This window comes from Myxococcus sp. XM-1-1-1 (genome assembly GCF_020037095.1).
GTDB lineage: Bacteria > Myxococcota > Myxococcia > Myxococcales > Myxococcaceae > Myxococcus > Myxococcus fulvus.
Map to the genome: position 1 here is coordinate 41,170 of NZ_JAIQDH010000040.1, position 14,866 is coordinate 56,035.

11 protein-coding genes are annotated in these 14,866 nt (G+C 69.6%); 6 read left to right on the forward strand and 5 right to left on the reverse strand.

The window, feature by feature from the left end:
* Positions 1–9: 9 nt before the first annotated feature.
* Entirely contained in the window at positions 10–1,638 is a 1,629-nt protein-coding gene (locus tag K8640_RS41085) for an LVIVD repeat-containing protein (protein ID WP_223752058.1), read from the forward strand.
* A gap of 1 nt (position 1,639) precedes the next feature.
* Here K8640_RS41085 and K8640_RS41090 read toward each other — a convergent pair whose 3' ends face one another.
* On the reverse strand, positions 1,640–2,017 hold the full coding sequence (locus tag K8640_RS41090) for a type II toxin-antitoxin system PemK/MazF family toxin (RefSeq protein ID WP_223752059.1): 378 nt from the start codon (positions 2,015–2,017) through the stop codon (positions 1,640–1,642).
* 130 nt (positions 2,018–2,147) lie between these two features.
* Between K8640_RS41090 and K8640_RS41095 the strand changes: the two genes are divergently transcribed.
* Complete coding sequence (locus K8640_RS41095) at positions 2,148–2,918, forward strand: hypothetical protein (RefSeq protein ID WP_223752060.1); 771 nt, start codon at positions 2,148–2,150, stop codon at positions 2,916–2,918.
* A 55-nt stretch (positions 2,919–2,973) separates the two neighbouring features.
* On the opposite strand, the gene K8640_RS41100 is transcribed toward K8640_RS41095, so the two are convergent.
* The gene (locus K8640_RS41100) at positions 2,974–3,462 is read right to left on the reverse strand and encodes a hypothetical protein (protein ID WP_223752061.1); all 489 of its coding nucleotides are present in this window, start codon (positions 3,460–3,462) and stop codon (positions 2,974–2,976) included.
* Positions 3,463–3,540: 78 nt separating this feature from the next.
* Between K8640_RS41100 and hrpA the strand changes: the two genes are divergently transcribed.
* The 4 genes from hrpA (at position 3,541) to K8640_RS41120 (ending at position 11,422) form a co-directional block, all read left to right on the forward strand.
* Positions 3,541–7,251: an ATP-dependent RNA helicase HrpA gene (gene hrpA / locus K8640_RS41105; RefSeq protein ID WP_223752062.1), complete on the forward strand. Its 3,711-nt coding sequence runs from the start codon at positions 3,541–3,543 to the stop codon at positions 7,249–7,251.
* Positions 7,252–7,306: 55 nt separating this feature from the next.
* On the forward strand, positions 7,307–8,560 hold the full coding sequence (locus K8640_RS41110) for a hypothetical protein (RefSeq protein ID WP_223752063.1): 1,254 nt from the start codon (positions 7,307–7,309) through the stop codon (positions 8,558–8,560).
* A 195-nt stretch (positions 8,561–8,755) separates the two neighbouring features.
* Positions 8,756–9,562, forward strand: coding sequence for an enoyl-CoA hydratase-related protein (locus K8640_RS41115; protein ID WP_141332192.1), 807 nt, complete (start codon positions 8,756–8,758; stop codon positions 9,560–9,562).
* Positions 9,563–9,583: 21 nt separating this feature from the next.
* Positions 9,584–11,422 (forward strand): AMP-binding protein, encoded by a 1,839-nt coding sequence (locus K8640_RS41120; RefSeq protein WP_223752064.1) that lies wholly within the window; start codon positions 9,584–9,586, stop codon positions 11,420–11,422.
* Between the two features lie 51 nt (positions 11,423–11,473).
* Here the strand turns inward: K8640_RS41120 and K8640_RS41125 are convergent, their stop codons facing one another.
* The 3 genes from K8640_RS41125 to K8640_RS41135 all read right to left on the reverse strand — a co-directional run.
* Positions 11,474–12,442: an alpha/beta fold hydrolase gene (locus tag K8640_RS41125; protein ID WP_223752065.1), complete on the reverse strand. Its 969-nt coding sequence runs from the start codon at positions 12,440–12,442 to the stop codon at positions 11,474–11,476.
* On the reverse strand, positions 12,439–13,128 hold the full coding sequence (locus K8640_RS41130; protein WP_223752066.1) for a DUF2071 domain-containing protein: 690 nt from the start codon (positions 13,126–13,128) through the stop codon (positions 12,439–12,441). Before K8640_RS41130 ends, K8640_RS41125 begins: the two co-directional genes overlap by 4 nt.
* Positions 13,129–13,164: 36 nt before the next feature.
* The coding region (locus K8640_RS41135) for a methyltransferase (protein ID WP_223752067.1) at positions 13,165–14,866 on the reverse strand (1,702 nt) is incomplete at its 5' end.

Below are 14,866 nucleotides of genomic sequence, written 5' to 3' on the forward strand. Positions count from 1 at the left end.
CTCACCCTCATGGCCCTCGAGTCACCCGCCGTCCGCACCATCTTCGTTGGACTCATGCTGCTGGGCTTCGCCTGCTCGGACGACAAACCCAGACAGCCCGAGCCACCTCCTCCGCCTCCGCCGGTGGACCCGTGGGACGGCACCTATACGCCGCTGGTGGACCCCACGGACTGGGAGGACCCGGGCGAGTACGCGCCCTGCACCGCCACCGTCGCCCGCGGCACGACGTTCGACTGTGATTCGCCCGCGCTGTTCGACGTGTCGAAGTGCGACACGGCCTCGCTCGCCACCCTGGACCCGCAGGGCATCTACCTGGTGGACCTGCGCAACCAGGACGCGTACCCGGACTTCGTCAGCGTGAGGGTGCCCCGGGGCGGTGGGGCGGGGACGATGGACGAGCGGCCCCTCACCCGACAGGAGCTGACGGGCCGCTTCCACTTCACCAGCCGCTTCGAGCTCGCGAACGCCCAGCGGCAGGTGGCGCTCCTGGGCTGTCAGGTCTCCCGCCCCGGCTATGTGACGGGCTGCTATGCCCGCTGCACCAACGGCAAGGTGGGCGGCACCGGGACCTTCGAGGCCGCGCGGATGACGTGGGGGCGGGGTGAGGCCGAGTCCTCGGGCGGGCTGCGGCTGCTCTCCGAGACCTTCGTGACGCCCGGACAGCCGGTGGATGTCTACGTCGACGGGCACCACGCCTATGTCGTGTCCGTCCCCTGGGGCTCCCGGACGCCGGGGGGCCTCACCGTCTTCGACATCCGCGACCGCGCCCGCCCCGTGCTGACGAAGAAGATATCCCTCCCCGGAGACTCCTACTGGAACGCGGCCTGGACGCGCGGTGACGCGCTCTACGTCGCGAGCAAGGACACGGGCGTCCTCGTCTTCGACATCACCGAGCGCGCCAACCCCACCTTCGTGCGCAACGTGCCCGGCGGCCCGCCCCTCAACGTCCACACGCTCTTCGTCGAGGGAGACCGGCTGTACGCGGTGTCACCCGGTCCCTCGGCCCACGGGGAGACGCTGCTGTTCGACATCTCCCGGCCGCTCGAGCCGACCCTGCTCAACCGCATCGTCGTGTCCGACACGACGTCCTACCTGCCCTCGGCGCACGACAGCTTCGCCTATCAGGACCGGCTCTACGTCAACCACTTCAGCTCGGGCTATGTCGTCTTCGACGTGAAGGACGCGATGAACCCGAAGGAGCTGGGCGCGTACACCTTCGCGTCGGACAACAGCACGTCGATGAGCCACGCGGGCGCGGTGGGGACGTTCGGCGGGAGGACCATCGCGTTCGAGGGCGGCGAATACCAGGGCACCCACCTGCGCGTGCTGGACGTCACCGACCCCACGAACATCCCGCTCATCGGCCGGTACAAGCTGCGCAACCAGACGTCCATCCACAACATGGTCCTCAAGGACAAGCGTCTGTACATCGCCTACTACCACGAGGGCCTGCGCGTGCTGGACGTCTCCATTCCTCCCCAGCCGAAGCAGATCGCCCACTTCAACACCTTCCGCGAGGACGACCCGGAGCGCACCGACAACCTGCTCGAGGGCGCCATCGGCATCCGCGTGCCGGGCGACGGCCACGTCTACGTGGTGGACACCGCGCGCGGCCTGCTCATCTTCAACGAGCCCTGAGCTAGCGCCGGAAGAACGACGCCTGCTGGAAGCGCAGGCCGGCGAGGACCTGCTCCACCCTCGCCTCGGACAGCGCGCCGATGCGCGCTCCGAGGCGGGACTTCTCCACCGACTCGATCTGCGACACCACGACGACGCTCTGGCGGGGGAGGCCGCCCTCGCCGGGCTCCAGCAGGACGTTGCCGGGCTCGGCGGCGCGGTGCAGGTTGGAGGTGAGCGCGCAGACCACCACCGTGGTGATTCGCGAGTGGTTGAAGACGTCCTCCTGCACCACCACGTACGGATGCGAGTAGGCCGGCGCGGGGCCTCGCGAGGCATCGGGCGCGAGCCAGTACAGGTCGCCCCGGTCGATTCGCGACGTGTCGGGGATGGTCGTCATGGCGCAAGTATCTCCCGCGAAGCCCGGAGGCATGACCAGACAGGAGGGCCGCCTTCGTAGTCCCCCTGCCGGCCCGAGCGGGCGCGGCGGAACCCATCAGAAGATCCCCCTCATGTCAGGAGAAAAATCCGTGCGTGTCACATCCTCCCTCGCCTGCATCACCCGCTGGCTCGTGTTGAGCCTGAGCCTCTTCGGAGCGAAGGCCTTCGCCGGCTACGTAGCCGCTCCGGATGGCACCGTCCTGCTCGGAATCGAGACCTCGAACCGCTACTACGTGGCGGGCGGGGCGCGCTTCTTCATCCCGCCGGCGCAGCACAGCCTCTACTCGGGCCGCTCGTTGGTGCCCCTGCCCCAGGCCACCATCGACTCGTATACACAGGTGCCCATGGACGGCACCCTCTTCCGTCAGATTGGCACCACGCCCATCTACGTCGTCGTGGGTCAGCAGCACTGGTGGATTCCCAACCCCACGGAGCTGGACGTCTGGGATGACTGGAAGGAAGTCCACAACATCCCGAACAGCAACTGGACCGACCCCTTCATCGACTTCACCTACGTCAAGAGCCTGCTGGTCCAGGAGCGCACGACGAGCCAGGTCTACCTGTTCGTCGCCGGTTCCAAGTATCTGCTCACCGACCCCTCCGACATCGCCTACTTCGGTGGCTACGGCAGCGTGAAGACGGTTCCGCTCGGCACGCTGGCGAGCGTCTCGAACGAGCCGTTCTGCGGCGCCGTGCTGCGCGAGCGCTCCAGCAGCACCCTCTACGCGGTGGGCTACATCAACAGCAGCACCCCCGGCCTGCGCAAGCACGCCACCTCCCATCCGACGCACGGCGTGGTCCCGGATGGGGCCCTCTCCGCGTTCCCCACCATGTCCTCCGGGCTCTCCTGCATCTGGTAGGTGAAAACTCTCGCGGGAGGGCCTGTTGCACGGGCCCTCTCGCGGTCTGAGGTGTTCACCCTGGACCCGAAGCGGCGGGCCCGTCGAGCGTGTACGGGTCCGGGAACGCGGCGCGGATCGCCGCGACGAGCTTGGGCTCGAGGTCTGACCGCGTCGTTTCCTCCATCCACCGGAAGGAGCTGTTCAGCCGCTGGAAGAGCCGCATGAAGTAGAACGGGGACTGACCGTTCGTCGGCACGGCGCCGCTGCTCCAGCGACGAATCACGTGTGCCAGCTCCCGCATGGGTTCGAAGAACGACAGCGCGGTCGCCAGCTCGAGGCACTTCTCTTTTTCGCGTTGGGGGTGCAGCGCGACGAGCAGGTGCAGCATCGCCACCGGGTCGTCGCTTTCCAGCCAGGCGGCCACGACCGTCTCCGGCGCGACGCCAAGCTCCTGCACCGAGCCCCAGTCACGGGCGCGGCTGGACACCTCGGCCATCAGGTCGGTGAGGGTTCGCCCCGGGGTCATCCGACGACGATACGGGATGGCGCGGGCGGGATGCATCCTGGAGCGCCGGCCGAGCAGGCTCCCACACGATTCGTCAGGGGCACCGCGGGCGCTTCAGTGCTAGTCCATGGGGCCATGTCCGGCGAATCACCCGTTCCGCCCCCTGGCGGCCAGCCCACCCTGCGCTTCCCCCCCGAGCTCCCCATCTCGAGCCGGGTGGAGGACATCACCAAGGCCATCTCCGCCCATCAGGTGGTCATCGTCGCGGGGGCCACCGGCTCGGGGAAGACGACGCAGCTGCCGAAGATACTGCTCGCCATGGGGCGTGGCCGCCCTCGGCAGATCGCCGTCACCCAGCCCCGGCGCATCGCCGCGACCAGCGTGGCGGCGCGCGTGGCGCGCGAGCTCGGCACGGAGCTGGGCACGGACGTCGGCTACCAGATCCGCTTCGAGGACCGCTCGTCCCGGAGCACGGCCGTGAAGTTCATGACCGACGGCGTCCTGCTCGCGCAGATCCACAGCGACCCGCTCCTGCGCCGCTACGACACCATCGTGCTCGACGAGGCCCACGAGCGCAGCCTCACCATCGACTTCCTGCTCGGGTGGCTCAAGCGCCTCCTGCCCCGGCGCCCCGACCTCAAGGTGGTGGTGAGCTCGGCCACCATCGAGACCGAGCGCTTCTCGCAGTTCTTCGGCGGCGCTCCGGTCATCCAGGTGGAGGGCCGCACCTTCCCGGTGGACGTGCTCTACGAGCCGCCCCCCGAGGACGACGAGCTGGCGGACGCCGTCGCCGACTCGGTGGCGAACGTCCTCTCGCTCGACCCGGACGGGGACGTGCTCGTGTTCCTCCCGGGTGAGCGGGAGATTCGCGAGGCCGAGAGCGCGCTGAACGCGCGCAACCTCCGCGGCACGGTGGTGCAGCCCCTGTACTCGCGCCTGTCCGCCTCCGAGCAGTCGCGGGTCTTCGCCTCCATCCCCGAGCGCCGCGTCATCCTCGCCACCAACGTCGCGGAGACGTCCATCACCATCCCGGGAATCGTGTACGTCGTGGACACGGGGGTGGCGCGCCTGTCCCGCTACGACTCGCGCTCGGGCGTCACGCGGCTGCACATCGAGCCGGTCTCCCAGGCCAGCGCCGACCAGCGCAAGGGGCGCTGTGGCCGCGTGCGCGAGGGCATCTGCGTGCGCCTGTACGACGAGGCGAGCTTCACGTCGCGGCCCGCCTTCACCGACCCCGAAATCAAGCGCACGGGGCTGGCGGGCGTCATCCTGCGGATGAAGTCCCTGGGCCTGGGTGACGTCGAGGACTACCCCTTCCTCGACCCGCCCCAGCCGAAGGCCATCGCCGAGGGCTGGCGGGTGCTGGAGGAGCTCGGGGCCATCGAGGGCAAGGAGCGCACGCTGACGCCCCTGGGGCACCAGCTCGCGCGCTTCCCGGTGGACCCGCGCATCGCGCGGATGATTCTCGCCGGCGCCGAGTACGGATGTCAGGACGAGGTGCTCATCGTCGCCGCGGCGCTCAACCTGCAGGACCCGCGCGAGCGGCCTCGGGAGCTGGCGCAGAAGGCTGACGCGCTGCACGCGCGCTTCCGTGACGAGCACTCGGACTTCACGGGGCTGCTCAAGCTGTGGGCCTTCATCCGCGAGGCGGACAGCCGCGGGACGTCCCATCTGCGGCGCGTGTGCCGGGACAACTTCCTGTCCTTCCTGCGGGTCCGCGAGTGGCGGGACGTCCAGCGTCAGCTGGAGGAGACGGTCCGCGACCTGCGCCTGCCGAAGAAGGGCAAGGGCGCGCCGGTGCGCGGGGACGTGCTGCACCAGGCGCTCCTCACCGGGCTCCTGTCGCGCATCGGCCAGTGGAATCCGGAGCAGCGACACTACACGGGCGCGAAGCAGACGCGCTTCATGGTGCACCCCTCGTCGGCGCTCGCGAAGAAGCCCCCTGCCTGGGTAATGGCGTTCGAGCTGGTGGAGACGTCCCAGCTGTTCGCGCGCACGGCGGCGAAGCTGGACCCGGAGTGGCTCTCGGAGGCGGCGCCCCACCTGCTCAAGCGCAGCTACTCCGAGCCGCACTGGTCGGAGAAGTCCGCGCGCGCCGTCGTGAAGGAGAGCGCGACGCTGTTCGGGCTCCCGGTCTTCAAGGAGCGGCCCGTGGCCCTGGCGGGTATGGACCCCGAGCGGGCGCGCCTGATGTTCATCGAGCACGCCCTGGTGCGGGGCGAGTACCGCTCGCGAGGGGCGTTCCAGGAGAGGAACCGCCGGGTGCTCGAGCGCGTGGCGAGCCTGCGGGACAAGGCACGCAAGAGCGAGCTGCTCGACAACGAGGCGCTGCTGACGTTCTTCGACAAGCGCCTGCCGGAGGATGTGACGGACGGCGCCGCCTTCGAGGTCTGGCGTCGCAAGGCAGAGGCGGCCGACCCCGACGTGCTCGTGCTCACGATGGAGGATGCACTCGCGTACGACCCGGGGCTGTCTCCGGCGAACTACCCGGATGCCATCAGCCTGCACGGCGCGTCCGTGCCGGTGACGTACACCTTCGACCCCTCGGCCGAGGACGATGGCATCACATTGAGTGTGCCGTTGCTGCTGCTCGCCCAGATGGTCCCGGGTGAACTGGACTGGACCATCCCTGGGTGGCATCGGGAGAAGCTCACGGCCCTGCTCGAGCAGCTCCCCCGCGCCCAGCGCAAGCAGTTGGGGTCGTTGCCGGACCTGGTGGAACTGCTCGCGAAGGAGCTGGTGCCCTTCCGCGGGCCGTTGATTCCAGCGCTCTCGCGCACGGTGTCCCGGCTGAGCGGCATGGACGTGCCCGAGGAGTCCTTCCGGGCGGAGGCCGTGTTGCCGTATCTGCGCCTGACGCTCCGGGTGATTGACGAGAAGGGGAAGGAACTCGCGCGGGGACGCGATGTCGACGCGCTGCTCAAGCAGTACGGAGGTCATGCCCGGGCGGTGCTGCGCAGCACGGCGCCGACCTCGGATTGGGAGAAGAAGGGGCTGACGGCGTGGACGTTCGGGGAGCTGCCCTCCGTGGTCACCCGGCGGGTCGGTGGGCTCGAGGTCCGCAGCTATCCCGCGCTCGTCGACCGGGGGGCCACGGTGGACCTGGTGCTGCTGGAGACGTCCGCGGCCGCTGACGCGGCTTCGCGCACGGGGGTCCGGCGGCTCTTGATGCTCGCCGCGCGTGGGCACGTGGCCGTCAGCGCCTCGCGCATGCCGCAGCCCTTCCCATCGCTGGACGGAGCACCGCCCGCGCGGGGCCAGGCAGAGGCGTTCAAGGCGCTCGTCCTCGCACGCGCCGTCGATGATGCGTTCAAGCTCGCGCCGGGCGCGCCGCTGCCTCGCACGAAGGCGGCGTTCGACACGCTGCTCCGGGAGGGCTCACCGCACATCGAGCAGGAGGCACGGGACTGGGCGAACGCGGTCATCGTCACGTCGGGGGAGCTCGCGCAGACGCTCGCGGCGCTCAAGACGGCGTCCAAGGGGCCGAGCGGCGCGGCGGCCGTGCGGGACATCCGCTCGCAGCTCGCGCAGCTGTTCCCCGCGAAGCTCATCGAGTGGATCCCCTTCTCACGCTTGATGCACTACCCGCGCTATCTGCGCGCGGTGCAGGCGCGGCTGTCGCGTGCGGTGGCGAACCCGGGCAAGGACGCGGGGAAAGCCGCGCCGTTCACGCCCCTGTGGGAGACCTTCCTCACCAAGAGCGCCACCGTGCGCGACCAGGAGGCGGCGCAGGAGCTGCGGTGGGCTTTCGAGGAGCTCCGCGTGGCCATTTTCGCGCCGGAGGTGACGACGCCCGTGTCAGTGACAGTGGCGAAGGTCAGCGCGGCGCTCGCGGCGCTGCGATAGAGCTGTTATAGGCCGCTCCGCTCGGCTGTATTCACCCGAGGGGGAAAACACCAAGATGTCGGAGCGGCATATTGAGATGTTCTGGCGTTGTTCGAGTTGCAACCACCGCAACCTCGGCCGCCACATGGTGTGCCAGCGCTGCAAGAACGCCAAGGACGGCAGCGAGCAGTACGAGATGCCGGAGGACACCGCATCCGCCGTCACCGTGACAGACGAAGCGCTGCTCAGGATGGCCACCTCCGGCCCCAACTGGCGCTGCGCCTACTGCGAGAGCGACCAGCGCGCCCTCGACGGTGGCTGCAAGAACTGCGGCGCCTCCGCCGTCGATGGCACGAGCACCGCCGACTCCGTGCCACCTCCTCCCGAGCTGCCCACCGGGAAGAGCAAGCCCCGCCGCATCGGCTGCTACATCCTCCTGGGCCTCGCGCTCTTCTGCTGCTGCCCCGCGATGATCGCCGGACAGAGCGGCTCGTCGTCCACGACGAAGGAAGCCGCCGCAGCCACCACCGCCGCCAAGGGCCCCGAGTGGACGCGCGCGCTCCAGGTCCAGGACGTCGCCTGGGAACACACCGTGAGCGTGGAGCGCTACCGCCTGATGGACGAGGAGGGCTTCGAGGAGGACCGACCGGAGGACGCCCTCCAGGTGAAGGCCCAGGGCAAGCGCCATCACCACGACGACCAGGTGCTCGACGGCTACCAGACCGTCTCCTACACGGAGCGCGTCCAGAAGGGCTTCACCACCGAGACCTACCGCGACAAGGAGGCCTGCGGCGAGGACTGCACCACCACGCCCGAGAAGTGCAAGGAGACCTGCACCAGCAACAAGAACGGCTTCGCCACCTGCAAGACGACCTGCACCGGCGGCGAGAAGCGCTGCAAGACGCGCTACTGCTCCGTGACCAAGACGCGCAAGGAGCCGCGCTACGTCGACGAGCGCCGCACGCGAAAGGAGCCGCGCTACCGCAGCGTGCCGCGCGATGCCACCTGGTACACCTGGAAGGCGTGGCGCTGGACGCACGAGCGGGACGTGAAGGCCCAGGGCACCACCGTGCAGACGCACTGGCCCACCGCCGACGAGCTCAAGCCCGCCAAGGCCCTGCGCACTGGCGAGAAGGAGCGCGACACCCGCGAGGCGAAGTACACCGTGCGCTTCCACGGCGACGCCGGGCCCGCCATCACCTACGTCCCGGCCACGCTGGAGGAGTTCCAGCGCTACACACCGGGCAGCACGCACACCCTCCAGCAGGATGAGGGCAAGGTCTCCGTCGTCGCCCCTCCGGCCCCCGCACCCGACGCCTCAACGAAGTAGCGATGCGGGGCTGCCCGGCACACTCCGGGCAGTCCTCGCCGCGAGGCCCTCGTCGGGGTCATCGCCACCTCATGGCCCAATGCCTGTCACCACGCGCCTTGCCACGGCGCGCCATGAATTCGTGCGCTCATGCCGCACGACTTCACTGCGAGAGAAGCTAGTCTTCGGGACTCATCCTCGTGCAAGGAATCCCGAATGGCGACAGTCCGCTTCGACGTGCAAGGCCATGTGGCGCTCATCACCCTGGACAGGCCGGAGGCGCGCAACGCCATCGACGCGCAGATGGCCTATGAGCTGGCCGAGGCCTGGGAGCGGCTGCGTCGGGATGAGCACCTGCGCGTGGGCATCGTCACCGGCGCGGGCGAGAAGGCCTTCTGCGCCGGCGCGGACCTGGTGAAGACCATTCCGCTGCTCTCCGGCGCGCGCAAGCCGCAGGACCGCTTCGAGGAGGCGCTCGTCGCAGACCGCAGCTTCGGGTGGAAGGCCATCCTGCGCGACTTCGACTGCGAGAAGCCCGTCATCGCAGCCATCAACGGCCACGCCGTGGCCGGCGGCATGGAGCTGGCCCAGGCCACCGACCTGCGCGTGGCCTGTCACGAGGCCTCGTTCGGCCTCCAGGAGGTGAAGTGGGGCCTGTTCCCCGCGGGCGGCTCCACGGTGCGGCTGCCCCGGCAGCTCCCCCAGGCCCACGCGATGGAGATGCTCCTCACCGGCGCGCTCATCCCCGCCTCCCGCGCCTTCGAGCTCGGCTTCCTCAACCGCGTCGTGTCGCGCGCGGAGCTGCTCCCCACCGCCTTCCAGCTCGCCGAGCAGATCGCCGCCAACGGCCCCGTCGCCGTGCGCCTCATCCGCCGCTCCGTGCGCGAGTGCCTGGGCCTGCCGCTGGAGGACGCGCTGCGCCGGGAGCTCGAAATCGCCGAGCCCATCTACCAGACGGAGGACGCCGTCGAGGGTCCCCGCGCCTTCCTGGAGAAGCGCCCCGCGCGCTTCGTCGGTCGCTGAGAGCCCCTGGAGCCCACACCCATGACGACGAACACTCCCTACCGTCCCCTTGCCATGCGCGGCCCCAGCGTGCGCGTCCAGTCCCGCCCGGATGGCTCGCTGCTGCTCGAGAGCGGCTACTCGTACGAGGACGTCGAGCGCAGCATCGTCCACGTCCTCGCCCGGCAGGCCCGCGCCATCCCCGACCGCGTCTTCCTGGCGCAGCGCGCGCCGGATGGCTCGTGGCGACAGCACACGTACGCGGACATCCACCGGCAGGCGCGCGCCTTCGCGCAGGGCCTGCTCTCGCGCGCGCTGCCCGAGGGCCGCTCGGTGATGATCCTCTCCGGCAGCTCCATCGAGTTCGCCGTGGTGATGCTCGGGGCCATGATGGCCCGCGTCCCCGTGGCCCCCATCAGCGTGCCCTTCTCCCTGTGGAGCGCAGACCACGGAAAGCTGCGCCACGCCTTCGCCGTGTGCCGGCCCGCCATCGTCTATACCGATGACGCGGACCGCTTCGCCAAGGCCCTCCAGGCCCTGGACCTCTCCGACGTGGAGGTCGTCACCGCCACCGGCACCCCGGCGGCGCCCCGTCACTCGCGGCTGTCCTCCTGGCTGGACACACAGCCCACGTCCGCCGTGGACGACTCCATCGAGCGCATCCACCACGACACCGTGGCCAAGTGGATGTTCACCTCCGGCTCCACCGCGCAGCCCCGCTGTGTGGCGCAGACGCAGGGGATGATGTGTCACCAGCTCGCGAGCTGGGCGGCGCTGGAGATGCCCGCCTCGGACCGCCCCGCGCCGGTCATCCTCGACTGGATGCCCTGGAGCCACGTGGGCGGCGGCAACATCGGCTTCAACCACAACCTCCTGCGCGGAGCCACCGTCTACCTGGACGAGGGCCGGCCCATGCCCGGCCTCTTCGAGAAGACCATCGCCAACATCAAGAGCGTGTCCCCCACGGAGTTCTCCTCCGTCCCCGTGGCCTTCCGCATGCTCGTGGACGCGCTGCGCACCGACGCCGAGCTGTGCCAGGCCTTCTTCCGCCGGCTGGAGACGATGGCCTACGGCGGCGCCGCCCTGCCCACCCCCGTCGCCAACGAGCTGCAGGCGCTCGCGGTGAGGACGGTGGGCCACCGCATCCCCTTCACCACCATCTACGGCGCCACCGAGACCCAGTGCATCACCCAGGTGCACTGGACCACCGACGAGACGGGCCTCGTCGGCCTGCCCCTGCCCGGCGTGCAGCTCAAGCTGGTGCCCACCGATGACCGCCACGCCCTGCGCGTGAAGGGCCCCACGGTGACGCCGGGACACGACGCCGAGCCCACGGGACGACAGGGCTTCGACGAGGAGGGCTTCTACGAGCTGGGCGACGCGGTGCGCTTCCTGGACCCGGCGCGGCCCGAGGCGGGGCTCGTCTTCGCGGGGCGACTGGCCGAGGACTTCAAGCTCAACACCGGCACCCGCGTGGCCGCGAGCGCCCTGAGACAACAAGTCCTGACCACCGCCGCGCCGCTGCTCTCCGACTGCGTCATCTGCGGGCTCGGGGAGGAGGCCGTCGGCGTCATGGCTTGGCTCAACCCCAACGCCATCACCGCCCTGCTCGGCCCCGCGCCAGCTGACACGCCGCCGCACGCGCGCCAGGACGTGCTGGCCCGGCTGCGCGAGTCGCTCGAGGGCCACAACCGCGCCTTCCCGGGCTCGTCCCACGCCATCCGCCGGCTGCTGCTGGTGGCCGAGCCCCCGTCCTTCGACACGCACGAGCTGACGGACAAGGGCTCCATCAACCAGCGCGTCGTCCGGGAGAACCGCGCGGGACTGGTGCGGGAGCTGTTCTCCCCCGAGCCCGGCGCTCGCGTGCTCATCCTGGCGTGAGACACCGAGGCCGGGTGCATGTACGCCCCCGGCCTCGGCCTCCCGCGGGACTCAGGTGCCCACGGCCCTCGCGCCCAGGGGCAGGCCCTGGAGGAAGGTGTCGAGCGGGGCGATGAGCGCCTTCATCCCCTCGGGCGACGTGGGCCAGTGGCCCTGCCCCGCCAGCTCCACGTACGCCTTGGGGATGTCCCCGAGCTGCTCGTACGTCTTGCGGCTGTACTTCATGGGGAACATCCGGTCCTGACGGTCATGCATGACCAGGAACGGGAAGCGCGCGGCGCCGAAGGGAACGCTCTTCCGGTAGTCGGACATCACGCTGACCATCGCCCTCAGCGTGCAGCTTCCCCCCACCAGTGGGTCCTTGCCGTACGCGTCGTTGAAGTCGGCCGAGTCCGACAGCCGCGAGTACTGGAGGAACGCCTTCACCGGCACGCGCACCTTCGGCATCAGCTTCGCGAGCCCCCGGAAGAGGCTCACCACCAGCGGCATGGCCTTGCCGGGGCTGAACTCCGTCTGGATGAACTCGCGGTCGCTCGGGTCCACGCAGGCGTACCAGGCCATGACGTCCACCGGCGTGCGCTCGGCGGCGAGGTACGACGTCATGCCGCCGAAGCTCAGGCCGAAGGTGACGACGGGCCCCTTGAACTCCTGGCGCGCGCGCTGGATGACGTCCACCAGGTTCTTCACGTGCGCCTCGAGCGTGTAGTCGCCCAGGCCCTGACGGTCCAGGCCACAGCCCTCGAAGTCGAAGGTGATGACGTTGTAGCCCAGCTCGCGCAGCAGCAGCGCCGGGTAGGCGAAGAGCCGCCCGTAGGACACCGAGCCCGGCACCAGGATGATGACGGGCCGCTCGGGACTGGCTCCCGGGTAGATGTCCAGCGCGTGCGTGCGGTGCTGTCCGCGGTACGTGCTCTCGCGCACGTGCCGCGTCCACTGCCGCAGCGTCTCCTCGCCGCCGTACCAGCGCAGCAGGTAGTTCTTCCAGTACTCGGACCCCGAGTAGGGCAGCGGGCCGCTCACGCCCGGGGCCTCGCGATGACCTCGAAGGGCTTCCAGATGTAGTCGATGATCTCCGTCACCTTGTAGCAAGCGCGCGGCTCGGCGGACTTGAAGAAGTTGGTCGCGAAGTCCTTGCAGGCCACCTGCTTGAGCGGCCAGCGGTAGCGCTCGATGACCACGCGGCGCACCACGCCGTCCGCGTTGACGGTGTAGGCGCGGTCCAACGTGTTGGCGATGTCCTCGATTTCGGGGTCCGCCGTCACCGGGGCGTGGTCATCCAGCTCGTAGCGCACGAAGCGGTCGCCGGTGCGCAGGTCCACGCGGTTGCCGGTGCGCGTGGTGACACAGGACTCGATGACGATGTCGGTGAAGAGCTTCAGGCCCGTGCGCGCCATGAAGCTGGGCGAGCGCACCGCGGTGAAGTACAGGCCCTTGTCCTTCTTCTCCTCGTTGTACTCGGCGTCCTCCAGCAGCGTGCGGAAGAGGAACGCCTGATACGTGGGGCGCATGACGGGAGGCAGGAACTGGGGGCCCATGCGGTGCGGCGTCACGTTCACCAGGGACACGACGGACTTGCCGCCCACCGAGCGCACCTTCAACTGCGAGGGGATGTGCTGCTTCATCTCCTCCAGGTCCACGGTGAAGTGGACGATTTCGATGTCGTGCAGCTTGCCGGCGAGGGTGATGGGGAGGTCTTTGAGGCTCATGGTTTTTCCTTGGAGAGAGTGGAAGCGGGATGACGACTAGGACTTGAGCAGGGCCTGGAGCCGGGCATTGACCTCGTCCTCGGACATGGCGTCCACGTCCAGGGTGGGCTCGGCCGCGGTGGGCGAAGACTCGGCGGCGGGCGCGGCGCGCTTCACGCTCGCGAGCATCCGGTCCACGTGCGCGTCCAGGCTGAGGTCCTCGAAGAGCTGGGACATGGGCAGCGACACGCCCAGCTCCTTCTCCAGCACGTTCTTGAGCTGCAGGCCCGTGAAGGAGTCGAAGCCCAGCGAGATGAACGTCGAGTCGAACGCCACGGTGTCCTCCTTCGCGAGCTGGAGGACCTTGCGGATGCGCTCCTCGAGGAACGACTTGAGCTGCCCCCGGGCCTGCGCCGGGTCCGCGGACAGCGACAGGCCGCCCGTGGACTGCGTGGAGCGCACGGCGGCGGCGGTGCTGGCCGAGCGCGGCGCCTCGAGCGGGAAGCGGCCTTCCGCGTCCGCGTGGGCCACGATGTCCGCGTAGGCCTGCGGCGCGTCCAGGTAGCGCTGGTTCATGGAGAGCAGGACGTCGCGGCTGAGGAAGGGCTCCTTCTGGAGCGTGAGCACCAGGTACTGCGCGAGCCCCGTGCCCAGCAGCTTGCCCAGCATGTGCGGGCCCACGATGAAGGCGCTCTCGGCGGCGGTGATGTTCTGCTTGAGCCGCGCCATGGACGCGTCGTACTCGCGGTCATCGAAGAAGTTGCTGATTTCGCGGCTCAGGTCCACGCAGCCGATGATGCGCAGCCCCGCCTCGGCGAAGAGCTGCGCCCACTCCTTGCGCGGCAGCAGGTGCGCCTCGGACTCCTCGTGGCGCAGCGTCTCGTCCACCGTGGAGACGATGTCCGACGCGACCAACAGGCCTCCGTTGGCCAGGTGCCGCTGGATGTTGGCCAGCACGCCGCGCTTGTCCTCGATGTGATGGATGACCTGGAACGCCTGGATGAGCTCGTACTGGTCCGGGAACTCGTCCTTCGAGCTGTCGCGGTTGAACAGGCGCACGCGGTCCTGGAGGCCGCGCTCCTTCACCTTTTTGCCGCCCGCCTCCACCTGCGCGAGCGTGATGTTGTAGCCGTCCAGCTTGAGGTGGGCGTGGTTCTTCGCCAGGTCGATGAGGTCCGACGCGTAGCCGCAGCCGATGTCGAGCACCCGCCGGATGGAGGAGAAGTCCACCGCGCGGTACGTGACGGAGCGCAGCTCGCGCAGCGCCTCGCCGTAGACGTGCTCGAAGTGGACGTGGTCGTCCTCGGGGAAGAGGTCGGGGTAGAAGACCTTGAGCCACGAGAAGCCCTTGGGCACCTCACGCAGCGGAGCCCAGTGCAGGTACAGCTCCTGGCCTCGCGTGTTGAAGCGCTCGAAGGAGCGGCCGAAGTCGGAGTACACGTCCGCCACGCCCACGCTGCCCAGCTCGCTCGAGGCCTGGAGCTGCGAGGCCACGCGGACCACGGACGACGAGGTGGACGGCGACGACACGCGCGGCTGGGGCACGGGCTCGGCGTGCCAGTGGCGACGCCGCTGGAACGGGTAGGTGGGCAGGGACACGGTGCGGCGCGCGTACGGCTTCTCGTACTCGCTCCACGCCACCTCCACCCCCTTCACGTACAGCGCCCCCAGCGCCTCCAGCGCCGTCTCCCACTCCCCCTTCCCCTTCCTCAAACTCGCCACCCACTCCAGCCCCTCCTCCTCCAGCGTCTGCCTCCCC

What these genes read in the sequence shown, in the direction of transcription:
- hrpA (WP_223752062.1), top strand. Translation starts at nt 3,541, where the DNA reads ATGTCCGGCGAATCACCCGTTCCGCCCCCTGGCGGCCAGCCCACCCTG.
- K8640_RS41100 (WP_223752061.1), bottom strand. Translation starts at nt 3,462, where the DNA reads ATGCATCCCGCCCGCGCCATCCCGTATCGTCGTCGGATGACCCCGGGG.
- K8640_RS41085 (WP_223752058.1), top strand. Translation starts at nt 10, where the DNA reads ATGGCCCTCGAGTCACCCGCCGTCCGCACCATCTTCGTTGGACTCATG.
- K8640_RS41110 (WP_223752063.1), top strand. Translation starts at nt 7,307, where the DNA reads ATGTCGGAGCGGCATATTGAGATGTTCTGGCGTTGTTCGAGTTGCAAC.
- K8640_RS41090 (WP_223752059.1), bottom strand. Translation starts at nt 2,017, where the DNA reads ATGACGACCATCCCCGACACGTCGCGAATCGACCGGGGCGACCTGTAC.
- K8640_RS41130 (WP_223752066.1), bottom strand. Translation starts at nt 13,128, where the DNA reads ATGAGCCTCAAAGACCTCCCCATCACCCTCGCCGGCAAGCTGCACGAC.
- K8640_RS41120 (WP_223752064.1), top strand. Translation starts at nt 9,584, where the DNA reads ATGACGACGAACACTCCCTACCGTCCCCTTGCCATGCGCGGCCCCAGC.
- K8640_RS41115 (WP_141332192.1), top strand. Translation starts at nt 8,756, where the DNA reads ATGGCGACAGTCCGCTTCGACGTGCAAGGCCATGTGGCGCTCATCACC.